This window comes from Bacillus paralicheniformis (genome assembly GCF_002993925.1).
GTDB classification, from domain to species: Bacteria; Bacillota; Bacilli; order Bacillales; family Bacillaceae; genus Bacillus; species Bacillus paralicheniformis.
Window position 1 is genome coordinate 4,214,888 of sequence record NZ_CP023665.1, and the last position, 23,266, is coordinate 4,238,153.

The window sequence follows — 23,266 nt, forward strand, 5'->3', positions numbered from 1 at the left end:
ATTAAACTTGTCTATCCCAATGGCGGTGCCCGCCGATCGCTTCGACCAGCTTTTTGCCGAAGTCGTCTTTGCTCTTATCATCGCGAGAGATGATAATGCCCGGCTGTGCTGCCGCGTGGGACCCGGCGGCGGACAGCAGGAGATCGATCCCTTTGCCTGCGGCTCCGATCGCTTTATAATGTCCGAATGCTTCATTGATAAAATCCGATGCGGTTTTATGCAATTGCAGGCGTTCAATGCTTTCTTGGCCGCCCGGAATATAAACGGCATCGTACAGCACGGAATCGACCGTCTGCAAAGTGTTACCGACTTCTATTTCTGTACCGCCGGTCCCTTTGATCACGCCGAGTGCCGAGCTGACAATGTCCGGAATGATGTCGGCTTTTTTGAACTCTTTCAACACCCGGCTGAGGTCCTCATCATCAAAACCTTGCTCTGCTAAAATGGCGACGGTCCTCGTCTGCGGCAGTTTGACCGTGTTTTCCTGGCTGAGCGCAGGGGATTTGAACGTCACATTGGAGCCTTCGTCTTTTTCAGGGGGCTCTACACCTACACCCGCAGCGATTTGCTTGGCAAGCTCCCTGTCAACCCTGTTAAACATATGAACGACTTGGCGGCGGACGTCCTTGCTTTTGACCTTTCCGACTTCAAAGCGGAACGCCGAAATGATATGTTCTTTTTCAACGGGAGACATGCTGTTCCAAAACAGCTTCGCTTGCGAATAGTGATCGTTAAAGCTTTCGCTGCGCCGGCGGATTTTTTTGCCCTCGACTTTTTCCTCGTAATGCACATATCCGCCTTCTTCTTCTGAAGCAGGCGCCGGATCGTTGTTTTGCAGCGAATTTTTATGATAAGCGACAGGCCCTTTGTTAATCGTCATTCTGTGATAGCCGTCATACTGGTTGTTATGGAACGGACAGACCGGCCGGTTGATCGGAATTTCATGAAAGTTCGGACCTCCCAATCGGATCAGCTGTGTGTCCGTATAGGAAAAGAGCCGGCCCTGCAAAAGCGGATCGTTTGTAAAATCGATTCCCGGAACAACGTGGCCCGGATGGAAAGCGGCCTGTTCCGTTTCGGCAAAAACGTTATCCTGGTTTCGATTCAGCGTCATTTTACCGATGATCTTAACAGGAACCATTTCTTCCGGCCAAAGCTTTGTCGGATCAAGGATATCAAAGTCAAACTTGAACTCGTCTTCTTCGTCAATCATTTGCACGCCGAGCTCATACTCCACTTCATCGCCTCTTTCGATCGCTTCCCAAAGATCGCGGCGGTGATAGTCGGGATCTTTCCCGGCGATTGTCTGCGCTTCGTCCCAGACGAGCGAATGGACGCCAAGGACGGGCTTCCAGTGAAATTTAACAAAGCGCGCCTTGCCTTCTTCATTTACAAACCTGAACGTATGAACGCCGAAGCCTTCCATCATCCTGTAGCTTCGCGGAATCGCCCTGTCAGACATCGCCCACATGATCATGTGAGCCGTTTCTTCATTGTTGGCGACAAAGTCCCAAAACGTATCGTGCGCCGTAGAAGCCTGCGGCATTTCGTTATTCGGTTCCGGCTTAAAGGCGTGCACAAGGTCAGGAAACTTGATGGCATCCTGAATGAAGAAAACAGGGATGTTGTTGCCGACGAGGTCGTAGTTCCCTTCTTCTGTATAAAACTTTGTCGCGAATCCTCTGACATCACGGACGGTATCACCCGAGCCCCTGGAACCGGCCACAGTCGAGAATCTGACAAACACCGGCGTTTTCACTGACGGATCTTGAAGAAATTTTGCTTTCGTATACTCCGTCATCGGCTCGTAAACCTGGAAATAGCCATGCGCGCCAAAACCCCTCGCATGGACGACCCGCTCCGGAATCCGTTCATGGTCAAAATGGGTCATTTTTTCACGGAAATGAAAGTCCTCCATCAGCGTCGGACCGCGCACGCCTGCTTTTAAAGAGTGCTCGTCTTCAGATACGCGTAAACCTTGGTTCGTCGTCATTTTTTTGCCCCGGTTGTCAGACCGGTACTGTTCAAGTTGCTGATCCTTGCTGTGCTCATTGACGTTGCGGCGGCCATCATTGTTATTCACTTGTCATCCCTCCCCATATTTATTCCCTATGTAGTTGATCTGGATTGCTATTTTATGATTTACCCTGTCTGTCAGCGAGTTAAACGCAACGCTCGTTAAAGGGAATTGTAATTTTAATAAATTCAAAGTTTGGACAAGAAAATGAATTAAACCGATTTTAAAGGTACACATATTTCACAATACGGGTTGCTCACCATATCACCCGTGTATTTTTCCATTATTGGTCTATTGTCCAGTTGAAATTCATTGTTTTGCAGAGATGAAAAAATATCAGAATATGCTTTTTGAATATCTTCTGCTGTATGTTTAACATCATAAATCAGGTATTTTCCGCCGGAAATTTCCCCTTCAAAAACTGAATCATCGACTTGATAATCATGCGGAATCACAATACAAGCATCAAATCTACACTGATCAGGAGATGTTGTTTCCGGGTTATCCTGTGGAATCGCAAAAAGAATGGCAGACTCAAGAAGACCTTTTTCCTTAGCCCATTTTTTTAATGCCTCCATTACCTCAATATTGGCAGGACCGTACGGACCAACTCGTCGCATATAAGCAATACGATAGTTTGGAAGTGTTTCAACTTTGAATGTCATAGATTTTTTCTTCCTTTCCTGATTGTTGTTCGTTACGTTTCGAATGTAACATGCTTTAAAAATAATCACATTTTTATTTTTAAAATTTTCTGTAAATTTTTAAAATGATCATTTTCACAACAAAAAAGAGGATATTCAGAGATCATCTGAACATCCTCTTTCTTTGTTTAATCTAGTGTTTCGCCGTTTGAAGCAATCAAGTCTTTATACCAGTAAAAGCTTTTTTTGCGAATGCGGCGCAAGTCTTTCAAATCAAATTCGTCGCGGTTCACATAAATAAATCCGTAGCGTTTTGAACAGCCTTGATGGGTTGAAATCAAGTCGATGGCAGACCATGGGGAGTAGCCGAAAACATCGACTCCATCCGTGATCGCCAGCTGAATTTGCTTGATATGTTCCTTTAAATAATCGATGCGGTAGTCGTCATTTACGACATCTCCGTCTTCAAGCTGATCAAACGCGCCGAGGCCGTTCTCAGTGATGATCAGCGGCAGCTGATAGCGGTCATAGATCTCGCGCAGCGTCGAACGGAAACCGACAGGGTCGATCTCCCAGCCAAATGCGTTTTTCTTTAAGTGCGGATTGCTGCTTCCCCTGTATACGCCTTCTTCTCCCGTCTGCAAATGCTGGTCGCCGCCTCGGGCAGCCGTATCGCTGCCGTCATCCCTGCTCGCTTCAGCCGTTTGCGACGTATAGTAGTTAAACGCGATAAAGTCCGGCATGGCTGACCGCAGAATATCCATATCTCCTTCGGCGATGACCGGTGTGCAGTCTTTTTCTTTCATATATGCCCATGCCGTTGTATTGTACCGTCCGAATACGGCCATATCCAAGTAAAGCCAGTTGCGGATCGCATTATAGTTAAAAGCCGCCAGCACGTCCTCCGGTTTCGAAGAAGCAGGATAGATGAGCGCGATATTCGGCGCAGGGCCGATTTTCGCTTCCGGCAGCATCTCATGGCAAAGCTTGATCGCTTTTGCCTGTGCGACAAGCATGTGATGGTTTTGCTGATAAAGCTCTTTTTTCGGGTTTTCCAAGTTTGGATCAAGTGTGCCGAGTGCAGATCCGTGGAGAATCATCATATTTTGCTCGTTGATGGTCAGCCAGTATTTGACGCGGTCTCCGTAGCTTTCAAAAAGGATTCTCGCATACTTTTCAAAGGCGTCAATCGTGGCCCTGTCCGACCAGCCGCCTTTTTTCTGCAAAGCATTCGGCAGATCAAAGTGGTACATCGTAACAATCGGTTCGATTCCATATTTCAGGAGTTCATCGATCAAACGGCTGTAAAATTCGATGCCCTTCGGATTAATATCGCCGTCCCCGTCCGGAATGATGCGCGTCCAGGCAATCGAAAAACGGTACGCTTTGAAGCCCATTTCCGCAAACAAAGCGATATCTTCTTTATAGCGGTGGTAATGGTCGCTTGCGACTTTAAAATCGGTTGTCCCTTCCGGGTAGCTTTCGCGCGCATCGATGACAGAAGGCCCTTTTCCATCTTCATCCCAAGCGCCCTCCACTTGATAAGCGGAAGTAGACGCACCCCACAAAAATTCTTCCGGAAATTGAGCTAATGTTTTATATTTCATGATTATTTTCCTCCCATGGTGATGAAATTAAAGTGATGATCGGTTCTTCAGTTTTCACCTGTTTTTGATCCGTTGGAATGATATCCGTGTATTGAACGGAATTTGTAACGATGATTGGTGTTTTCACGTCAAACCCTTCTTCTTTCAAAGCGTCCAGATTGAATTCTGCGAGTATATCACCCCGTTTCACTTTTTGCCCCTGCTCGACCTTGGAATTGAAGTGCCTTCCATCGAGTCTGACCGTGTCCATCCCGATATGAATCAAAATCTCGGCTCCGCTTTCTGACGTTATGCCGTATGCGTGACCCGTCGGAAATGCCGTTGTCACGATGCCGTCCGCAGGGGCGGTGACAACGCCTTTTGACGGAAGCACCGCGATTCCTTTTCCAAGCGCCCCCGATGCGAACACCTTATCTGATACTTCTGTTAACGGCAGGACTTCTCCTTGCAAAGGGCTGTAAATTGGTTCACCGGCGCTTTTTTCAACGGGCTGCTCTTTCGTCTCCTCCACAGGGTCGTCAAAGCCGACAATGTAAGTGAGCAAAATTGATAAAACAAACGAAACTGTAATTCCGATGATAAAGCCGAGAAAGCCCGGTCCGTAAAAAATCGGAATCGTCAACAAGCCCGGAGCGCCGGAAGCGAGAGCGACACTGCCGGAGTATCCGATAATGGCTCCGCCTGCCGCTGCACTGATGACACCGCATACAAACGGCTTTTTCAGCCTGAGTGTCACCCCGTAGACGGCCGGCTCTGTAATCCCGAATATCCCGGTAACGGCAGCAGATCCTGCCAATGCTTTCAACTTCTTGTTTTTCGTCTTCAGCATGACACCAAACGCAGCTCCTGTTTGGGCAAAGACGGCGGCTGCCGTCGCCGGTTTGATGTAGTCCTTGCCGTGGACGGCAATGTTGTTCAAAATGACAGGGACGATCCCCCAGTGAATGCCGAAGATGACAAGGATTTGCCATAAGGCCGCGATAATCGCTCCTGCCAGAATCGGGCTCACATCAAAAACGGACAGAATCGCCGCCGCAATCCCGTTTCCTGTGTAAACACCGAGCGGTCCGAATACGATCAAAGTTAACGGCACCATCACCGTCAGGCATAATAAAGGGGTGATAAAGTTCTTCACGCTTTCATGAATAAAGCGCATACATAATCTTTCAAGATAGCTCATTACAAATACGGCAAGGATAATCGGGATAACGGTCGACGTATAATTCATCAAGACGACCGGAATGCCGAAAAACTCCGTCTGGGCGCCGCTGTTTTTCAGTTCGAGTATCGTTGGATAGATCAGCGCCCCGGCAATCGTCAGCGCTATGAACGGGTTCGCTCCAAATTTTTTGGCGGCCGTAACGGCGAGCAGCAAAGGCAGGAAATAAAACAGGCTGTCGGCTGCCGCGTATAGAATCGTATATGTCGTCTCTTCCGGCGAGAGCCAGCCGGCGTTTGTGCAAATCAAAAGCATGCCTTTTAAAATCCCCGCTCCTGCCATGACGCCGAGCAGCGGAGTGAAAATGCTAGATACGATATCTACTAATCTACCGGTGAGGCTTCCTTTCTCTTTTTGGCTGTGATCGGCCGCAGAACCTTCCAACAGTTGAGAGATCCGGCCGATTTCTTTATAGACTTCAGGAACGTTATTGCCGATAACGACTTGAAATTGTCCGCCGCTCTCCACTACGGTTACCACGCCATCCGTATTTTCAAGCGCTTCCCTGTCTGCTTTGGAACGGTCTTTCAGTTTGAAGCGAAGCCTTGTCGCGCAATGGACTAGCGATACAACGTTCTTCTCCCCGCCGACGCGCTCCAGAATTTCTTTTGCCATTGATTGAACATCCATCGTTGATCATCTCCTGTCTCTCCTAAAGCCCTATTAAGCTGTTAAAAAATAAAAAACCTAAACTAAAGCCAGTACAAAGAAGGCTTAGTTTAGGTTTTGCCTGCCGAACAGTAACAATCCCGTTTTAAGACATGATGAAAATAAAAAAACCTAAATCACTGTGAAAAACAAGGGCATAAGAATCCCGCTCACAGTCATTTAGGTTTTGCCTGCATGATCAGTAACAATCCTAACAACCTGTATAAGTTGATGTAAGTAAAAAGTAGCATACATTTATCCAATTGTCAACGCTTTCATTTTAGCATCATCCTCTATTTTTGATGAACGACCCGCTCGATATGAATCGTCAAATACAGAAGCTCTTCGTTTGTCAGCTGATGACCGTATTCTTTTTCGATGTACTGCCTGATTTTATTTGTACACACATAAGCGTCGCGGTACTTATTTTTGACGGTTTCAAATAAAAAGTCGTCCCGGCTTTCCATATAGGCTCCGCTGAACAGCCGCTGCGCGAAAAATTTCAAATGGGTAATGAAGCGGTAATAGTGAAGCGATTCTTCGTCAAAATCGATATGAAAGTGATATTTGACGATGCTTAAAATCTCCTGCATGACTTTCGTAATATTGACGATGTTCGGCATTTCTTCATTCAGCTCGGCGTTTACGATATGGAGTGCGATAAAAGCGGCTTCATCCTCCGGAAGAGCTGTCCCCGTCTTCTTTTCAATGATGGCCAGCGCCTCTTTGCCGATGGCGAACTCATCTTTATACAGCCGTTTTGTCTCCCAAAGCAGGGCGTTTTTAATATCCAGACCCTTTTTATGCCGTTCGACGGCGAAATGAATATGGTCGGTCAGCGAGACATAAATACTGTCATTCAGCTTCTTGCCGAGCTTTAATTTCGCATAGGAGATAATTTCTTCAGACATTTCCATAAATTCGATCGGAATTTCGTCCAACAGCGTCTTAAATCTTTCTGATACATCTTTATTATCAAGCCTGAAAATCTTCTCGATTCTCGATTCATCCACCGCTTCCCCAGGCTTTTTTTGAAAAGCGATTCCCCTGCCCATGACCACTAATTCCTGACCCTGTTCATTTAAAACACTGATCACATTGTTGTTGATCACTTTGGCAATTTTCACATCGCGCCACTCCCATCTTGTAAGGGGATTTTTTATATTTCTTTTTTCATATGGTACACATTGATTGTACAATCTTTTTGGCCTAGGTCAATATGTTTCAGTCAACGTCCGAAATATTTACATTTTACAGAATGCCCGATTTATAAAAAAAGAGCCGCAGTGCGGCCCTGTAAAAAACCCTCTTAAAAAATGAGCAAAATTCCCGCTGTGACTGACGCCAGACCCGCAAAATAAACGAAGTCTTTTCCGGAAAGCCGCGCTGTTTGATAGTAGGTGCGGTCTTTTGCACCGGTAAACCCTCTCGCTTCCATGGCAACGGCGATTCTTTCCGACTTGCGGATGCCTTGCGAAAACAAAGGCAGCGCATAGCGAATAAACGCCTTCCAGCTGTTTTTTTGCTTATAGCCCCTGATTTTGTGCGCCGCCTTCATTTGCGAAAGCTCAGACTGAAAAAGCGGGACAAAACGGAAGCCGGCCAGCAAGCCATAAGCCCACTTAGGCGACAGCCTGCATTGATGAATCAGGCTCATAATAAACTGCGTCAAATCGGTTGTTGATGTAAACAAAAGACCGTATGTGACAAAGCCGAGCATCCGGAGCGCGATTGTCAGCCCATTGCCGACGCTTTCCTCGGTGACACGGAACCAGGCCCATTCCCAAATCGTTTCCTCGCCTTTTCCAAAAGCGGCCATCATCCAAAAGACGAGAATAAAAAAGACGAGATAAGGCAACAGCCGCTTACTTAAATAAGACAAAGTCCATCCCCCGAAAAAAATTCCGACGGCAACCGCAAACAGCCAAATGAATAGAGTCGGTTTCGGATTTGAAACAAACATGAGCAAGCACATGACCAGGAGGTGGGAAAAGAGCTTGGCGCTCGGGTTCAATGCCGAAAGAAGTGAACCATTGCTTTTCATACGGGAACCCTCTCCTTTCTTTCATGCATGAACCGGTAATGAAGCGGCGGTATCAATGAAAAGCGGCGGACGAGGCCTTGATCAGAAAATAATCGATACGGCGTTCCTTGAAATGCCGCTTTCCCTTGATGAAACACGATGACACGGCCGGAATGCTCATCTACGATGTCCATGTCGTGCGTCACCATCACAATCGTCGTTCCCCGTTCCTGCCGTTCCTTTAACCGCTTGATTAATTCTTGCGCCGTCCTTTCGTCCTGACCGAATGTCGGCTCGTCAAGCAGCAGCAGATCCTGGTCAAACAAAAGCATTGTCGCAACGCTTAAACGCCGTTTCTGCCCGAGGCTTAATGTAAAGGGGTGCGCTTTTTGATGAGCGTCAAGTCCGAATTCCCGCAGCAATTCAGCCGTTTTCTTTTCGACCCGGTCCTCCGGCCATCCCCGCTGCCTCGCCCCGAACGCGATCTCGTCAAACACCGTGTCCCGAATAAATTGAAGCTCGGGATTTTGAAAGACAAAGCCGGCCTTCTCATAGAGCGTCCGGTCGGACCATTTCTTCAGCTCCCGATCCTCAAGATAAAGGCGCCCTTTTTTGACGGCTTCAAGCCTGATCAGACTTTTTAAAAACGTACTCTTTCCGCTCCCGTTCTCGCCGATGACCGAAATCCATTCTCCCCTTGGAATCTCAAGGGTGATGCCGTCGGCAACGATCTTTTTCCGATAGCCGATCGCCGCGTCGTCTGCGCGGATCAATATGTCTCTGTCAGCTGCAGGCCTGTTTTTCGCCTCCTCCTCTTTCATTTTCAATGTAGAAGAGAGCTTGACGGCGAGCGGATGATCATCTTGTGTGATGACATCTTCCCATACCGCAGGGTACAGTTTCGGCTGCCAGATGCCCGCCGCTTTCATCTCCGGCTGAAAATGTTTCACGATTTCTTCCGGCTTTCCGTCAGCGATGATCTGTCCCTTTCCATTGAAAAGAATGACGCGGTCCATCCACTCGATACAGCCGTCCAGCACGTGTTCGACGAACACCATCGTCTGTCCGCTTTTTCGTGAAACGTTACGAAGCAAGGCAAAGATGTCTTTCCGGCTGGCCGGGTCCAGCTGCGCCGTCGGCTCGTCAAAAAACAGCACTTCAGGCTCCAGAGCGAGCAGGCACGCTAATGCCAGTCTCTGCTTCATACCGCCTGACAAGGTTTCGATCGGCGTTTTCTTATCTATCTTTAATCCGACTTGCTCCATCAGCTCCGAGATGATGCCGTCCATATCTTTTGGGGAGACGGACCGGTTTTCTAGGCTAAAAGCGATTTCCTCATCAACATGAAGCATGCAGAACTGCGAATCCGGATCCTGAAACATAACGCCGGCGCTCTTTCTGCGATTGACCTCTCCGCTGACCTCAGCTTCGACATGTTCAGGAATGATGCCGGAAAGCACGGACAACAGTGTCGATTTGCCGCTTCCGCTCGGACCGAGTATCAGCACTTTCTCTCCCTGCCCAATCGACAGCGAGACCCGGTCTAGGACTGTTTCAGGACGATGATAAAAACGGACGGAAAGGTTACTGCATCCGAGAAATGAACGCATCGGCATCATCCTTCTTCCGCTGTTCCTTCATGATCTCATACTGATTCAGGACTCCCGTTTTCGCAAGCGCTTCGACAACGGCTTTTGCCAGCCAGCCGCCGAGTACAATGCCGCTGATGATTTGGATGATAAGCGTCATGATCAGCGTTTGCGTCGTATAGTAGGCAAAACCGTTCGCCATCAGGCTGTATGTCATGCTTCCGACCGCGGCAAGCGCACCGGAAAGCATAAGGGTAAACAAGTTGTAACGCTTATAGCGAAAGATCGCAAACGCGATTTCCGCACCGGCTCCCTGGAACACACCGATTAATAATGCTGACAGTCCAAAGTGGCTTCCGGTCAGCAGTTCGACCGCCGCAGCTGCCGTCTCGGCAATCAGCGCCGCACCCGGTTTACGGATGATATAAGCGACAATCGGGCTGGCGATCACCCAAATGCCGAACATAAAGTTCGCTCCGACAGGCCCGACAATAGCTGAAACAGGGATCCACAAGGTGGACCATCCTAAGTAAATGACGCCGCATGCAACGGACAAGATCACTGCCATCACGACTTCTTTCATGTTCCAATTCATCGTCTCACCGCCTCCATTTCCACAGGCCAATCTTCAACTGTATAAGCCATCTCCCAAAAGCCGTATTCAAGCTGACAGCTTTGCAAAAAAAGCTCCTTCATTTTTTCTTTTTCAGCCTTGCCCGCTGTTTCGGCCCATTCATCCAGGCGGGCGCAAAACTTCGTCGTGATTGAATCGGTTCTGTCTCCGTAAAAACAGATCCAGTCATAAAATGGATGCGACGGGTCAGGCTGAACGTCCATCATCAGTTTTTTTCCGATCTCCCAATATGTCCACGGACAAGGCAGCAAGACGGCTAATATCTCTCCCAGCGTGCCTTCGTGCGCCGTCGTCAGCATATGGTGGATATAATGATGGGCAGAAGGCGCAAGCGGATAGCCCTGCAGAGATTCATACTCCACCCCCGCGGCCCGGCACAGGTTGTTGTGCGGGTGCACTTCGCTGTTTAATACAAATGAAATCTGCTCATGAAACATCTCCATGTCTTTCCGGTTTTGACACTTGGAAATTGCAATTCCGTAGATTTGAATAAAAGCGTTCAAATACTCGTAATCTTGCTTCACATAATGAATAAGCTGCTCCTTTTTCAGCTTGCCGGACGCCAGTCCCAATACAAACGGATGCTCAAAAATGGCTTCAAAAATAGGGTCTGCCTCGCGGCGAAGTTCTGCAGAAAAACTCATGTAGATAGCCTCCTCAGCAATCGGTTTTATAAGGAAGGCACAGGGGGAGCGAGCCGCTTTTTACGCAAAAAAGCCGCCCCAAAATGGAGCGGCCTTTGTATGATGAAATCATAAAGACACCGGCTCCACTTCCCTACGCTAGTATGAACTAGATCAGGTTCAAAGGGTCCAAGATCGCTTCTTGTCTCAGCCGGCTTACGGCTCCCCTAGTGGACTTCCTATTACATTAACTTTTACTCTACACATCAATGATTATGATGTCAACCTGAGTTTTTCAGTTTTATTCTTGTATAGAACCGCCGGGTTTCATACAGAAGATGCAGCGGGTAAAAATATTTATGGAAAAATGTTAATTTTCTGAAACCTTTTGCAGGCTTGTTCGTCTAATATAGTGAAGACAAAAAAATTTGGAGGGGATATTTATGATGATGTTTATCTTGATTTTGACAATGGCTGTGTATTTGTTCTATTCTTTCAGCAAAGACAACCGGCCGGCCAAAAGAAACAACAAAAATCATCAGACACTGACTGTTATTAGGGAAAACCCTTTTACCGCCCCTTCCAATGATGTCAATTGCTAACTTGATAGACAACAAGCAAGCCGCCCCATGACGGGCGGCTTTTTACGTTTTTAGGATTGAAATTGTTCCGCTTCAGTCGATCCCTTCAGTGCAGTGGTTGATGAAGTCCCGCCTGTCACAACCTGGGCGACTTCATCAAAGTAGCTCGTTCCGACTTCGCGCTGATGCCTTGTCGCCGTATAGCCGTGGACTTCGCTGGCAAACTCGGCCTGCTGCAGATCAGAATACGCCGCCATTCCGCGGTGCTTATATTGGCGGGCCAATTCAAACATGCCGTGGTTTAAGGCGTGGAAGCCTGCCAGTGTGACAAATTGAAATTTATAGCCCATTTCACTGAGCTGTTTCTGGAAGTTCAAGATGGTGTTGTCATCCAGTTTGGCCTTCCAGTTGAACGAAGGGGAGCAGTTGTAGGCGAGCAGTTTGCCCGGGAATTTTTCATGGATCGCCTGTGCAAACCGGCGGGCTTCTTCAATATTCGGCTCAGACGTTTCACACCAGATCAAATCGGCATACGGCGCATACGCCAAACCTCTCGCAATCGCCTGATCAAGACCCGGCTTTGTTTTGAAGAACCCTTCCGCTGTTCGCTCTCCCGTCAAAAACGGCGCATCATATGAATCGACGTCGCTTGTGATCAGGTCGGCCGCATTCGCGTCCGTACGGGCAATAAGAATGGTCGGGACTCCCATCACGTCTGCGGCGAGGCGCGCGGCAATCAAATTACGCACCGCCGTTTGCGTCGGAAGCAGCACTTTCCCGCCCAAATGCCCGCACTTTTTCTCAGACGACAACTGGTCTTCAAAGTGAACTCCCGCGGCGCCGGCTTCAATCATACCTTTCATCAGCTCGAACACATTCAGCTGTCCGCCGAAGCCCGCTTCAGCGTCGGCCACAATCGGAGCAAACCAATCGATGTCTTCTTTTCCTTCCATATGGTGAATTTGATCGGCGCGCTGCAGCGTACGGTTGATTTTTTTGACGACTTCCGGCACGCTGTTTGCCGGATAAAGGCTTTGGTCAGGATACATGCTCCCTGACAAATTGGCATCGGCCGCCACCTGCCAACCGCTTAAATAAATCGCTTTCAATCCGGCTTTTACTTGCTGCATGGCTTGATTTCCGGTCAAAGCGCCCAGCGCCGGCACGAAGTCCTCTGTGTGGAGAAGCTTCCACAGCTTTTCGGCGCCGCGCCTTGCAATCGTGTATTCAATCTCAAGCGTGCCTCTCAGCCGAATAACGTCAGCCGCCTGATACGGCCTTGTGATCCCTTTCCAGCGTTCTTCATGCTCCCAGCTTTCTGCGAGTTGTTTTTCTTTCAGCATCGCACATTCCCCCATCATATTTTTTCATAAGCGGGTATCGTTAGAAATTCCGCGAATTCATCATCCAAAATCAGCTGTTCAAATAACTGTCCGGCCTCTTCGAACCGGCCGCTCCGAAAATGTTCTATGCCGGCTTCTTCGAAGATTTTCTGCATTTCTTCCTCTTTCATCATCTTGACCATTTCGGCGTTGACTTTCCGGCCATCGTCAAGAACCCCTTTCGGATGGCGAATCCATTGCCAAAGCTGGGCTCTGGAAATCTCCGCCGTTGCTGCGTCCTCCATTAAGTGGTCGATCGGAGCGGCGCCTCTGCCCGACAGCCATGAAGCTAAATAGCGGATGCCGGCGCTGATATTGGTACGGACGCCTGCTTCTGTAATCCGGCCTTGCGGTACTTCCAGCAAGTCTTTTTCCTCGACCTTTACGTCTTCCCGCTTTCTATGAATCTGGTTCGCCGACGGCATATGCTGATTGAATACATCGAGCGCCGTTTGAATCATGCCGGGATGCGCGATCCATGTTCCGTCATGTCCGTCTTTTACTTCACGTTCCTTATCTTCGCGGATTTTGGCAAATGCGGCTTCATTGATCTCAGGTTTGTCTTTAGCGGGAATTTGCGCCGCCATTCCCCCGATCGCATGGACGTTGCGTTTATGACACGTTTGAATCGCCAAGAGGGAGTACGCCCTCATGTTTGGAACCGTCATCGTCACGGCTGAGCGGTCTGGAAGAATGACGTCTTCCCTGTTCCTGAATTTCTTAATAAAGCTGAAAATATAATCCCACCTGCCGCAGTTAAGTCCGGCTGAATGCTCCTTCAATTCATAGAGGATTTCATCCATTTCAAAAGCCGCCAGGATCGTTTCAACGAGAACCGTCGCTTTAATCGTCCCCTGCGGAATGCGCAAGTCGTTTTGCGCATAAACAAACACGTCGTTCCACAGCCTTGCTTCCAGATGGTTTTCGATTTTTGGAAGGTAGAAATAAGGGCCGCTTCCTTTTTTGATCAGCTCTTTTGCATTATGGAAAAAATAAAGGCCAAAATCGAACAGGCTTGCTGACACGGGCTTGCCGCCGATCAGCACATGCTTCTCTTCCAAGTGCCATCCCCTCGGTCTTACAATGATGACGGCGGGGTTTTCTTTCAGCTCATAGCGTTTGCCCTGTTTATTCGTAAAAGAAATCGTCCCGCGAACCGCGTCCCGCAAATTAACCTGGCCTTCAATGCAGTTTTTCCAAGTCGGCGAGTTCGCATCTTCAAAGTCGGCCATAAAGACTTTGGCTCCTGAATTTAAAGCATTGATGACCATTTTTCTGTCGACCGGGCCGGTGATTTCAACCCTGCGGTCCTCCAAATCCCGGGGGAGCGGGGCGACCGTCCAGTCCGCCTCGCGGATGTGCTTCGTTTCCGCCAAAAAACCGGGATTCTTCCCTTGATCAATTTCAGCCTGCCTGATCGTTCGCAAATGCAGCAATTCCCGTCTTCTTCCCCCGAAATGTCGTTCAAGACGTCCGATAAACTCCAGCGCTTCTTTTGTCAAAATCTCTTCATACTGCGGATTCATCGATCCGGTTATCTGAGTTCTCTTCTCCTCTGTTTTCATGTCTCCCTACCCCTTTACATGCATTGTTATAAAACAGTTTGCTTACTCGCCTTTTTTGGAAAGACAGCGCTCACATTCCATAAAGTAAGATTCAGCCTGCTCCTCCATCTTTTCGCCGCATTCAGGGCAAGTTTTTTTTGGAAGCGTTCTGAAAAATTCCATCGGACTTTTCAAGCTCATTTGTGTCACTCTCCTTTTTTATAGAACAGTTTTATGTTTTTGATTTCTGTTGTAGTACAGTATACAGCGCAAAAAGAAAAAAGTACACACCTTTTTCCAAAAAATATTTATTTTTTTCCATTCAAACAAAAATAGATTGTTCTCTTTTTATTCATAACTTGTTCATATTTTTCTTCTAGAATAGGGAACATAAAGAGGTGAAAGTGATGATGAAAATAAAAAACAAACAACTTGATGTCATTCTGATTCTTATTTTGTTGGCAGCTCTTATTCTGAATACATATAACATTTGGCAGGACAATGCCGCCAACCAGTATTACTTGGCGGCGGTCAAAAGCATGACGCAAAGCTTCCACAATTTCTTCTTTGCGTCATTCGACTCTTCCGGATTCGTGTCAGTAGATAAGCCGCCCCTCGTTTTATGGATTCAGACCATATTTGCGAAAATTTTCGGCGTGCATACGTGGAGTGTGATTTTGCCGCAGGCGCTTGCAGGTGCGGGTTCCGTCTATCTGCTATACGTACTGATTAAACCGAAATTCGGAAAAGGAGCCGCCCGCATTTCAGCGCTGGTGATGGCGCTGACGCCGATCGCGGTTGCCGTAAGCCGGACGAATAATATCGACAGCATGCTCGTCTTCACGCTCCTTTTTGGTACATGGTGCCTGATGAAGGCGGTCAAACAAGGCAGGCTGCTCTGGCTGCTCGCTGCATTTGGCCTCATCGGCCTCGGGTTCAATATGAAGATGCTTCAGGCATTCATGGTGCTTCCCGCGTTCTTGCTGTTTTATCTTATCGCGGCCCATGCGAATTGGAAGAAAAAAATTGTGTCCGCTGTTTTATCGCTTATTATTCTCACCGGCGTTTCGCTTTCTTGGGCGCTTGCTGTCGACTATACATCGGCCGACAGCCGCCCGTATGTCGGAAGCAGTCAAACCAACTCCGTGCTTGAACTGGCTTTCGGCTACAACGGCACAGAGCGGCTGCTCGGCCAGACGACGGGCAACGTCCGCGGCGATATGAACGGTTTTAGAGGAGACATGCAGCAGCCGAACGGCAATGCACACACTCAGAACGGGAACAATGCAGCCGACAGCTCCAATGGACAAAATGGCGCGATGCAGCCGCCGGGTGCAAGCAGCGCGACCAACGGCAATGCGCAAACTCAAGACGGAAGCCGTTCATCCGACGGCTCCGATGGTCAAAACGGTGCAATGCAGCCGCCGGCTGCGGGCAACGCGACCGATGACGGTTCTCAAGGAGCAAACGGCGGCAGTCAGCCGCCAACCGGAGGCGGACCGGGTGGAGGCAACGGCGGGCCCGGTGGCAATGGCGGACCGGGTGCAGGTCAAGGCAGCGGACAAAGCATGAACATGTTCGGCACCGGTGACGCAGGACCCCTGCGGCTCTTCCAATCTGCTTTATCGGGCCAAATTAGCTGGATGCTTCCATTCGCATTATTCGGACTGCTCGGCATGATCATCAGCTGGCTCCGCAGCCGCCGCGAAAATGCAGGCGAAATGAAAGAAACAATCTTTTGGGCTGCATGGCTCGTTCCTGTTGCCGGGTTCTTTAGCATCGCCGGATTCTTTCACCACTACTACTTGATTATGCTGGCACCGCCGATCGCCGCACTGTCAGGAATTGGATGGTACGCGATGTACGCCCTTTACAAAAATCACAAAGACTGGGCAAGCTATCTGCTGCCGGCTGCCGTTCTGACAACGGCAGCATTCCAAGTGTATATTTTAAACGCATATACAAGCCAAATCGGCAGCGCCTGGATGTATGTCATGGGCCTCTTGGGGCTGGGTGTCAGCATCGCCTTACTGACGCTGAAGCGAAGTCATCCATTCGGAAGGCAGCTCACCATCATCAGCTTGTGCGTGCTTCTTTTGACAACGGTCTATTGGTCGGCAACACCGATCCTTTACGGAGGAAACAGCGTTCTTCCTGAATCAGGGCCTCAGCTGCAAAGCTCCAACGGAGGCGGAATGTTCAGCTCGGATGTGGACACAGGACTGCTCACATACCTCCGGAAAAATAATACCGGCGAAGAGTACCTGTTCGCGACATTGACAACGGTAACCGCAGCCCCGTATATCATCAATGCCGACGAAAATGTCATGGCGCTCGGAGGCTTCAACGGCACAGACCCGATCTTGTCGATCAGTGAGCTGAAAAACCTCGTCAAAGAAGGAAAAATAAAATACTTTCTGATCAGTGACAACTCAGGCAACAGTGAGCTCGTCTCCTGGATTAAAGAAAACGGAACCGAAATTTCGTCTGATGAATACAACAGTACCACGAACAATACAGACCGCTCCGCACAACAGGGCGCAAGGGGCGGCCCGGGCGGCGGACAGCAGCAAACACTCTACAAGGTTGAGCTGTAGGAAATATGAGGAAGCCCATCGGACTCATCCGATGGGCTTTTGATTATGCTTTTCTAAAAATAACCGGCGGATGATGTTCAATATGGTCAAGAAGTTTTTCTCCATATAGGGTCATCGTTTGCCGCCAAGGGTCGCCAAGCACGCCCCATTCAAAATCCCGCTGGAAAAAGAAATAGTAATCCCCATTCGGAAAGAGCGGAATCGGCCAATCCCCATATTCATCTTTAGGAAGCGGTCCGTGCGGATAAAACATATATCCTTCATGCTGCCAATAGAGTGCGTACATCGTCTCCAGCGGATCTGTACACGCCTTGAAGGCGCCGATCATCTTCTCCTCCAAATCGGCAAGGAACCGGCCGTCTGCTTTAAACCCTGTGGACACATCATAGACAATATACGGCCGCGGCGGCTTCATCCTTGAACATTGAAGGCCGGGTTTCCATTTGACGACCCGATTCACCTTTGTCCACACTTTATCATTTTCCCGGCTGCTTAAAACGGTCCAGCTCATTGGGTATCGTTCTCCTTTTGCTGTTTGACAAATTTGCTGCTCCCGTTTACCCGCAGACTGAAATATGAATGCTTGTGGGCCATTGTATATATCACCGCTTCATCATCCGACAGCCATTCCAGCCTGTTCATATAGTATGCGATGTCCTCAATAAAAGTTTCTGTTGCAGCCGCCAGTCCTTTTGCAATCACATTTTTCTTTCTGTCTTCAATCACTAAATATAATCTGAACGAGTATATATCAAGCTCGACCAGAGGGTACGCCTTTAATTTAAAATTCGTACTCATCTTTGGCCGCCATGCTTTAAACTGGTGTTTGTAATCTTTCTTCCTCATATTTGCAAAAGCCTTAGCAACAGCCGCTTTATCCCAGTTGCGTTGTTCCGCTACAAACAGCATCGCTTCTTTCAGTACACCTGCCATCATCACTTTTTTCTCGTAACTCTGCAGCTTTTGGAAAGCTGGCATATCAAAAGGAATCTCCGCTTCATAACTGTGTTTTGGACAAAGCATATCAGGTTCTTCCTGAACTGTTTTTACCAGTTTCATCTCTTCAAAGTCACCGCATATAAAGAAAATCGCTTGACAGTCGTTCGTTTTAAACGTTTTACCCAGCTCCCACAAAAACATCTCTGTGATACATGTTGACTCGCCTTGCAAACCTTTCCCATATTCATCGACCATCTGTACCTCTTTTAAAAACATGTCAGTTGTCCTCTCACATCTTTTCTCCGTAATGCCTCTGGAAAATTTCCTGAAAATCCGGGGGAATGGTTTGGTTGTAAAATATGACAGAAATCCAACCCAGCACGATATCATTGAGCGGCTGCCAAGACTTCAGACTTTCCTTCAATGCATCATCATTAAAGCCAATGACACATATTTCGAATGTACGCGAGCCATAAATAACCCATTTTTGTGAAGGTGACATCCATACAACTCTAGAAGCCAGCGTTATCATGTCTTCATTCTGATCCGAACCCTTTGTCAAAACCGAAAGATACGCTTCAGACGACATATCAACGGGAAGCTTCACCCAAGTGTCTGACCACTCCTCAATTCCTCCCATCACAATATATTCATCGCCTGAAGCAGCTGCCAATTGGCTTAGCATATGCCAGCTATCATCTGACAACACCCAATGAAATTCTTCGAAACAGAAATATCGGAACTTCTGTCTGAACACAAGATTTGGAAACTCCTTTTCTGCATTTAATAATTTGTCTGCTGCCTGCCGGAAGAGATGCAGCTCACTGCTGTTTTTACCATCACCTTTCCGATACATTTAATAATTCTCCAATTCCGCCAAGATGTCTTCCAAGAGAGAATCGATCGGCAATATAATAGCGTCTCTCGAGTTGAAAAAGATGGACGGCTGAATCCCGTCTTCTTTCATGCCCGGCAGCCACTCATTCACGAATTCTTCGAGATCGATCGGCCTGGCTGTGCATTCCCTCCATTCCTGTCCTGCGCACAATTCGGCGTAGTCCTTTGCCGGCCAGAACGGAATCAATTTGCCGCCTTGATCATCCTCCGTCATCACCCATCCGTCGCCATATAATGACCAGACCTCTTCAAAGTCGGCGATTCTTTTAATAAAATACTCGTACCGCTTCTCTTTCGAAGCCTTTAATAAAGCCTCGACTTCTTTTTTGTTCAGCCTTGGCACGATTCGTTCAATGCGTGAAACATCATATGTATGGCAATAAAATTGGAATGTCCCGTCTTCATAATCTTCAACAACATAATTGATATTCTCCCAGCCGGCGTTTAATTGATCGATTTTGAAACCGCCATGCCGGCCTTCAAAATCGGTTAACCGAACAGAAGAAACCTCCTTAAATGTCAAATCAATATGATAGCTGTCATTCTCATCTTCATAGAGAACCGTCATGTCGATCGAGCTGATGTCTTTTCCTTCATGAAATTCTTTGTAGTATTGAAACCGGATAATTTCTTTAATATGAACCGATGAAAACTCGGGTATTTCCAGATTAAGCTTTTCGTGTTTAGACAACTCCACTATAGTCACCTCTGTATGGGTATGGTCAAGTCTTCCTGCGGTTTACAATCGAACACAACAATCTCCTGACGTTTTCATGCATGGCAACCACATGAAAAGTCTCAGGGTAATTTTCGATTTTGTTCTTTGGATAAACTTCAAAAAACGTTTTTTCTAGTGATTGGCGTTGCACCTTAGGCATTTTTTTATCCGCCAAAACGTAACCTAAACTGCCGGCGACGAGCGCAAAATACTCGTAAAAATCCCCTGACAAGCCGTGCCCGTCTTGTTCAAACGCATCCAAATCTGCCGGAAGCGGTCCTGACAAGCGCTTGTCCATATCCTTCAGTTGATTTACAGTATCAGCATCAAGCCGATAATATCTGTATCTTTTCTTCATTGTCCTTCACCCGCAGATCGTAAAAATTCTGTTTTATCAAAAGAAAAGTGGATCTCAATTATTGCCTACATATTGCTCATCACCTTTTACAATCACATTTATATACCTTTAGCTTCGACTTAGAATACGACATTCCGGAAGAGAGCAAAAAATATGTTTCGCCGAAGAAAAACGCCCCTTTAATGATGCATTATTCCACGACATAGACATCAGTCGCATCAAATTCAAACCAGATGACCTTCTCCTTTGATTCAATATGTACATCAACCTTTTGAGTCACGCTATTAAAATATTTTTTATTGTTAACCGGGTCTGCTACTAAAACAACAAAATCATTGATTGAAGCAAGAAAAGAGAGGTATTCTGTCAGCTTGTGTCTTTCTAGCAGTTCTTCTTTAGTCAACATGCACTCAACGTGGATGAGCCTTTTCGATAGGGCATTTACAGCAAATTGTTTATCTTCAATGAATGGGTTCATTTCATCTATGAAATCGGGCGTTCCCATAATTTCGATAAGAATCTGGTTAAAATCGAGATGTTCAAAAAATGTAATGAGGCCATTGTTTGACAGAAGATCGGATGAGTACAGTGAATGGTAATGCAGAAGGTTGATCACATCCAGATTTCCTATACTCGTCAAAGACTCGGTATTTAATTTACACACGGACCGCACTCCTTCTAGTTAATCCAGGTCAGATATGATAGCTTTTGTCTGCTTTCCTTCATAAAGTCACTATTTGCAGCATTCCGTTCCAACTCAAACAATTCTTGAATGGATATATCCGGAAAGGTTTCGTCTAATAAACGGTTTCTTCGATTTGTATACAATACACGAGCGAGCGGCTCATGATTTGAGCTGATAACCTTAAAGGTATAATCGATAATATAGCTTTCTTGTAAACACATTGCCGCGAAGACATGTTCTTTTAATAAGTCTTTCCCTATTTCTGCTGAAGCCGCCTCGTCCATTCCCTTGTAAACCTTATTGAACAGAATGCAGACCGCACTACCTTCATATTCATCTATCATCTGCATGATATGAAAGTAAGTGTTATGGCTGTCAGGCACAATGATTTTATCCCCAATTTTATAATTTTGTCCTTTAGGAATCTTATAGTTCGCAATCTCTTCTTTAAAACTGTCGCGCAGTTCTTGAGAAACCATAAAGGAAGGGTTATACAGTTCATTTATAACCGCGGCCACTTCAAACACTTTTTGGCCATCCCGATAGGAAACTGAGGTTCCATCGGCTTCTGAATCAAAGGCTATCCTACCGAATCCTCTTTGCTTTAATTCTTTTCTAATGAGAGAGACAGCCTGCTCTGTCGTTTCTTGATTCAATAATGCTGCCACATCTGCATAAAACCAATATTTTTTGATGACAGAGTCAGGAAAGTAGATATCTATTTTTCCTAATCGAAACGTTCGTTGCTGCACTTTCTCACCTCATCAATGGGGCCGTTCCAGTATTCTTCTATCCAATCCTTTAGTTCCTCTTTATCATGCAAATATGTTTCAGGTGAATCCTTTAAATCGAATCCGCTTAGTAAAATCAACAAATTCCATACCCTCTCATCTTCTATTTCCGGATCGTCAGCGTATACATAACCCCCTGCCCAATCCGAAAGTTCCTCTCTCGCCAAATCTCCTTTTAACACCTGTTTCATTTTGCAGATACAGTCCGATAATTCAGGTTTTTCCACATCTAACACCTCTTTTGTTATCGAATGTGATTCTCCCCATAGGCTTTCTAAACATGCCTTAGTCGATATCGTAATCTTCCCACTGTTTCCAATCATTATTTGGGACCCCTGCACAAACCGGACCTTGTCCAGTTTCAAGATATTCTGCAAATGATTGAAATGAAACTAATTCACTTGGGCTAGTTAAATAATCGGGATACTCCCAATTCTCTGTTTCATACACTTCTTCATAATCGCATTGTAGTCCTAATTCATTCAGAAGATTTTCGGGTTTTATCCAAAGAGCCTCTCTGAAAGATGGATCTTCAAACAAGTTTCTAAAGTATGTTTTCCACGCTCCTTCTTTTGTCTGTTTTTGGTATCTGTTTCTCTGGTTAGCTTTTATACAGTAAAGAGTCTCCACAATTTCAATTTTGGCTACTTCGCTTAATTGATCCAGATTACTTTCATGATATGTTACCAGCTCACCTGCTTTGGTCGTTAAAGAGAAGTCGTCCATAATGATTAAGCTGTAGTTGTCTGAAAAACTGTTGCTGTATGCATGAATAGACAGAAAAGGCCCTTTATCATCTATTTGAAAGCACTGTATTGAAAGTAACCAATCATCTTTATTTAATCGCATTAACGTACATTTACTGCCGATATAGTTACATTCGCGCCATTCAAAAATCGGTCTGTTTAATTCACTAAATTCACCGTCTAATAAACTAAGAATTTCTCTGCTTTTAATCAATGGATTTCTCCCTTAAATACTTTTTAAAAATAATCGACAGAATCTGTGGATGCCCACATTGGCCACTCTGTATTTCCATTGGCATAGTCTGATAGATATGTTGCTTTTTTGCGGCATATTGCTTCGGCAATTGATTCAAAGAAAGGAGAAAGACTTGGCAAATCCTTTTCTGTTTCTGGATGTATCCACGTTTCTGTTGAATACAATTGGTCATACATTAACGGGAGATCAGCAGTTTGGAGTTGTTCATGTTTTGTCAGCCAGAGAGTGTCGAGAAATAAACGGTTTTTACTCATCTGCCTCAAACAGGTAATCCATTCATTCTCCACATTAATATTTGCTTGCACTTTTTGCTCAATGAAAAAATGAAATACTTTCTCTCTAAGGACAATGCTAAACGGATTTTTTGCAAAGCCGGTTTCCACATCCTCCAACTCTAATTTGTTTCCTTTTTCGTCCAAAAACGCAAACGGCTCATCAACTAAAAAGCTTGCTTCATGATTAATTACTTGATTGCCCATCGCATGAAAATCAATAGCCGGTCCCAATTTTGACAATCCGAACAACTGAAACGTCAAGAGCCAGTTATCCCCTTCAACAAATACCGAAAGTTTGCCTTTTACGAAATCGAAATTTCCGTTATCAAGCAACGGAAACTCTCCCTTTTTGAATGAATCATCAAGCAATGCAAGAATCGCTTCTTTATTTTTGAGCACGATCATCACCCCCGTTTTGCCTTTTGCTAACACTTTTTGGTTTTTTGTGTAATTAAATTGCTATTCGTCTAAAACGCCTTACCACTAATCCAAT

Annotated in this window: 24 protein-coding genes and 1 riboswitch; of the genes, 2 read left to right on the forward strand and 22 right to left on the reverse strand. The window is 46.5% G+C overall.

What is annotated here, in order from left to right; genetic code table 11:
- Window position 1: 1 nt before the first annotated feature.
- The 9 genes from CP943_RS21510 to tenA form a co-directional block, all read right to left on the reverse strand.
- On the reverse strand, window positions 2-2,083 hold the full coding sequence (locus tag CP943_RS21510) for a catalase (RefSeq protein WP_105981313.1): 2,082 nt from the start codon (window positions 2,081-2,083) through the stop codon (window positions 2-4).
- Window positions 2,084-2,229: 146 nt separating this feature from the next.
- On the reverse strand, window positions 2,230-2,682 hold the full coding sequence (locus tag CP943_RS21515) for an AraC family transcriptional regulator (protein WP_035339296.1): 453 nt from the start codon (window positions 2,680-2,682) through the stop codon (window positions 2,230-2,232).
- Between the two features lie 167 nt (window positions 2,683-2,849).
- Window positions 2,850-4,268, reverse strand: coding sequence for a glycoside hydrolase family 1 protein (locus CP943_RS21520; RefSeq protein WP_105981314.1), 1,419 nt, complete (start codon window positions 4,266-4,268; stop codon window positions 2,850-2,852).
- Entirely contained in the window at window positions 4,258-6,117 is a 1,860-nt protein-coding gene (locus CP943_RS21525) for a PTS beta-glucoside transporter subunit IIBCA (RefSeq protein WP_095291286.1), read from the reverse strand. Before CP943_RS21525 ends, CP943_RS21520 begins: the two co-directional genes overlap by 11 nt.
- Window positions 6,118-6,428: 311 nt before the next feature.
- Window positions 6,429-7,262: a BglG family transcription antiterminator LicT gene (licT, locus tag CP943_RS21530; RefSeq protein ID WP_020453498.1), complete on the reverse strand. Its 834-nt coding sequence runs from the start codon at window positions 7,260-7,262 to the stop codon at window positions 6,429-6,431.
- 182 nt (window positions 7,263-7,444) lie between these two features.
- Complete coding sequence (locus CP943_RS21535) at window positions 7,445-8,179, reverse strand: energy-coupling factor transporter transmembrane component T family protein (RefSeq protein ID WP_023856906.1); 735 nt, start codon at window positions 8,177-8,179, stop codon at window positions 7,445-7,447.
- A complete protein-coding gene (locus CP943_RS21540; protein WP_075212851.1) occupies window positions 8,176-9,768 on the reverse strand; it encodes an ABC transporter ATP-binding protein in 1,593 nt (530 codons plus the stop codon). The genes CP943_RS21535 and CP943_RS21540 overlap by 4 nt, the downstream gene beginning before the upstream one ends.
- On the reverse strand, window positions 9,743-10,342 hold the full coding sequence (locus CP943_RS21545) for an ECF transporter S component (protein ID WP_020453501.1): 600 nt from the start codon (window positions 10,340-10,342) through the stop codon (window positions 9,743-9,745). The genes CP943_RS21540 and CP943_RS21545 overlap by 26 nt, the downstream gene beginning before the upstream one ends.
- Window positions 10,339-11,025, reverse strand: coding sequence for a thiaminase II (gene tenA, locus CP943_RS21550; RefSeq protein WP_096748405.1), 687 nt, complete (start codon window positions 11,023-11,025; stop codon window positions 10,339-10,341). The genes CP943_RS21545 and tenA overlap by 4 nt, the downstream gene beginning before the upstream one ends.
- A gap of 113 nt (window positions 11,026-11,138) precedes the next feature.
- Window positions 11,139-11,243, reverse strand: a riboswitch (TPP riboswitch).
- A 204-nt stretch (window positions 11,244-11,447) separates the two neighbouring features.
- Here tenA and CP943_RS22560 point away from each other — a divergent pair.
- Window positions 11,448-11,606 (forward strand): hypothetical protein, encoded by a 159-nt coding sequence (locus tag CP943_RS22560; protein WP_020453503.1) that lies wholly within the window; start codon window positions 11,448-11,450, stop codon window positions 11,604-11,606.
- Window positions 11,607-11,656: 50 nt separating this feature from the next.
- Here CP943_RS22560 and aceA read toward each other — a convergent pair whose 3' ends face one another.
- The 3 genes from aceA to yhfH are packed head-to-tail and all read right to left on the reverse strand — an operon-like array spanning window position 11,657 to window position 14,712.
- Window positions 11,657-12,928, reverse strand: coding sequence for an isocitrate lyase (gene aceA, locus CP943_RS21555; RefSeq protein ID WP_105981315.1), 1,272 nt, complete (start codon window positions 12,926-12,928; stop codon window positions 11,657-11,659).
- A gap of 14 nt (window positions 12,929-12,942) precedes the next feature.
- Window positions 12,943-14,532, reverse strand: a complete 1,590-nt coding sequence (gene aceB / locus CP943_RS21560; protein ID WP_103749450.1) for a malate synthase A — start codon at window positions 14,530-14,532, stop codon at window positions 12,943-12,945.
- A 42-nt stretch (window positions 14,533-14,574) separates the two neighbouring features.
- Entirely contained in the window at window positions 14,575-14,712 is a 138-nt protein-coding gene (gene yhfH, locus CP943_RS21565; RefSeq protein WP_023856901.1) for a protein YhfH, read from the reverse strand.
- Between the two features lie 215 nt (window positions 14,713-14,927).
- On the opposite strand from yhfH, the gene CP943_RS21570 reads away from it, so the two are divergent.
- Window positions 14,928-17,108, forward strand: a complete 2,181-nt coding sequence (locus tag CP943_RS21570; RefSeq protein ID WP_199792135.1) for an ArnT family glycosyltransferase — start codon at window positions 14,928-14,930, stop codon at window positions 17,106-17,108.
- A gap of 43 nt (window positions 17,109-17,151) precedes the next feature.
- Here the strand turns inward: CP943_RS21570 and CP943_RS21575 are convergent, their stop codons facing one another.
- From CP943_RS21575 to CP943_RS21620, 10 genes are all read right to left on the reverse strand, one after another.
- Window positions 17,152-17,619, reverse strand: coding sequence for a DUF2716 domain-containing protein (locus CP943_RS21575; protein ID WP_095291279.1), 468 nt, complete (start codon window positions 17,617-17,619; stop codon window positions 17,152-17,154).
- Window positions 17,616-18,323: a hypothetical protein gene (locus tag CP943_RS21580; protein WP_105981317.1), complete on the reverse strand. Its 708-nt coding sequence runs from the start codon at window positions 18,321-18,323 to the stop codon at window positions 17,616-17,618. Before CP943_RS21580 ends, CP943_RS21575 begins: the two co-directional genes overlap by 4 nt.
- Before the next feature lie 13 nt (window positions 18,324-18,336).
- Window positions 18,337-18,903, reverse strand: coding sequence for a hypothetical protein (locus CP943_RS21585; protein ID WP_095291275.1), 567 nt, complete (start codon window positions 18,901-18,903; stop codon window positions 18,337-18,339).
- On the reverse strand, window positions 18,904-19,641 hold the full coding sequence (locus tag CP943_RS22775; protein ID WP_234026550.1) for a DUF2750 domain-containing protein: 738 nt from the start codon (window positions 19,639-19,641) through the stop codon (window positions 18,904-18,906).
- A 25-nt stretch (window positions 19,642-19,666) separates the two neighbouring features.
- On the reverse strand, window positions 19,667-20,020 hold the full coding sequence (locus CP943_RS21595; RefSeq protein ID WP_026580354.1) for a YxiJ family protein: 354 nt from the start codon (window positions 20,018-20,020) through the stop codon (window positions 19,667-19,669).
- A 190-nt stretch (window positions 20,021-20,210) separates the two neighbouring features.
- Complete coding sequence (locus CP943_RS21600) at window positions 20,211-20,684, reverse strand: hypothetical protein (protein WP_229129193.1); 474 nt, start codon at window positions 20,682-20,684, stop codon at window positions 20,211-20,213.
- A 14-nt stretch (window positions 20,685-20,698) separates the two neighbouring features.
- Window positions 20,699-21,457 carry a hypothetical protein gene (locus tag CP943_RS21605; RefSeq protein ID WP_026580356.1) on the reverse strand — a complete coding sequence of 253 codons (759 nt, stop codon included), beginning with the start codon at window positions 21,455-21,457 and terminating at the stop codon, window positions 20,699-20,701.
- Entirely contained in the window at window positions 21,433-21,819 is a 387-nt protein-coding gene (locus tag CP943_RS21610; RefSeq protein WP_309436367.1) for a hypothetical protein, read from the reverse strand. Before CP943_RS21610 ends, CP943_RS21605 begins: the two co-directional genes overlap by 25 nt.
- A complete protein-coding gene (locus CP943_RS21615; RefSeq protein WP_051967027.1) occupies window positions 21,782-22,456 on the reverse strand; it encodes a DUF7003 family protein in 675 nt (224 codons plus the stop codon). The genes CP943_RS21610 and CP943_RS21615 overlap by 38 nt, the downstream gene beginning before the upstream one ends.
- Before the next feature lie 23 nt (window positions 22,457-22,479).
- The gene (locus CP943_RS21620; protein WP_096748407.1) at window positions 22,480-23,172 is read right to left on the reverse strand and encodes a DUF7003 family protein; all 693 of its coding nucleotides are present in this window, start codon (window positions 23,170-23,172) and stop codon (window positions 22,480-22,482) included.
- Window positions 23,173-23,266: the final 94 nt, after the last annotated feature.

Excerpts from the sequence above, each read along its gene's own strand:
- CP943_RS21515 (WP_035339296.1), bottom strand. The coding sequence starts at position 2,682 with ATGACATTCAAAGTTGAAACACTTCCAAACTATCGTATTGCTTATATG.
- CP943_RS21520 (WP_105981314.1), bottom strand. The coding sequence starts at position 4,268 with ATGAAATATAAAACATTAGCTCAATTTCCGGAAGAATTTTTGTGGGGT.
- CP943_RS21525 (WP_095291286.1), bottom strand. The coding sequence starts at position 6,117 with ATGGATGTTCAATCAATGGCAAAAGAAATTCTGGAGCGCGTCGGCGGG.
- CP943_RS21535 (WP_023856906.1), bottom strand. The coding sequence starts at position 8,179 with ATGAAAAGCAATGGTTCACTTCTTTCGGCATTGAACCCGAGCGCCAAG.
- CP943_RS21540 (WP_075212851.1), bottom strand. The coding sequence starts at position 9,768 with ATGCGTTCATTTCTCGGATGCAGTAACCTTTCCGTCCGTTTTTATCAT.
- CP943_RS21545 (WP_020453501.1), bottom strand. The coding sequence starts at position 10,342 with ATGAATTGGAACATGAAAGAAGTCGTGATGGCAGTGATCTTGTCCGTT.
- tenA (WP_096748405.1), bottom strand. The coding sequence starts at position 11,025 with ATGAGTTTTTCTGCAGAACTTCGCCGCGAGGCAGACCCTATTTTTGAA.
- CP943_RS22560 (WP_020453503.1), top strand. The coding sequence starts at position 11,448 with ATGATGATGTTTATCTTGATTTTGACAATGGCTGTGTATTTGTTCTAT.
- aceA (WP_105981315.1), bottom strand. The coding sequence starts at position 12,928 with ATGCTGAAAGAAAAACAACTCGCAGAAAGCTGGGAGCATGAAGAACGC.
- aceB (WP_103749450.1), bottom strand. The coding sequence starts at position 14,532 with ATGAAAACAGAGGAGAAGAGAACTCAGATAACCGGATCGATGAATCCG.
- yhfH (WP_023856901.1), bottom strand. The coding sequence starts at position 14,712 with ATGAGCTTGAAAAGTCCGATGGAATTTTTCAGAACGCTTCCAAAAAAA.
- CP943_RS21575 (WP_095291279.1), bottom strand. The coding sequence starts at position 17,619 with ATGAGCTGGACCGTTTTAAGCAGCCGGGAAAATGATAAAGTGTGGACA.
- CP943_RS21580 (WP_105981317.1), bottom strand. The coding sequence starts at position 18,323 with ATGTTTTTAAAAGAGGTACAGATGGTCGATGAATATGGGAAAGGTTTG.
- CP943_RS21585 (WP_095291275.1), bottom strand. The coding sequence starts at position 18,903 with ATGTATCGGAAAGGTGATGGTAAAAACAGCAGTGAGCTGCATCTCTTC.
- CP943_RS21595 (WP_026580354.1), bottom strand. The coding sequence starts at position 20,020 with ATGAAGAAAAGATACAGATATTATCGGCTTGATGCTGATACTGTAAAT.
- CP943_RS21610 (WP_309436367.1), bottom strand. The coding sequence starts at position 21,819 with ATGATTGGAAACAGTGGGAAGATTACGATATCGACTAAGGCATGTTTA.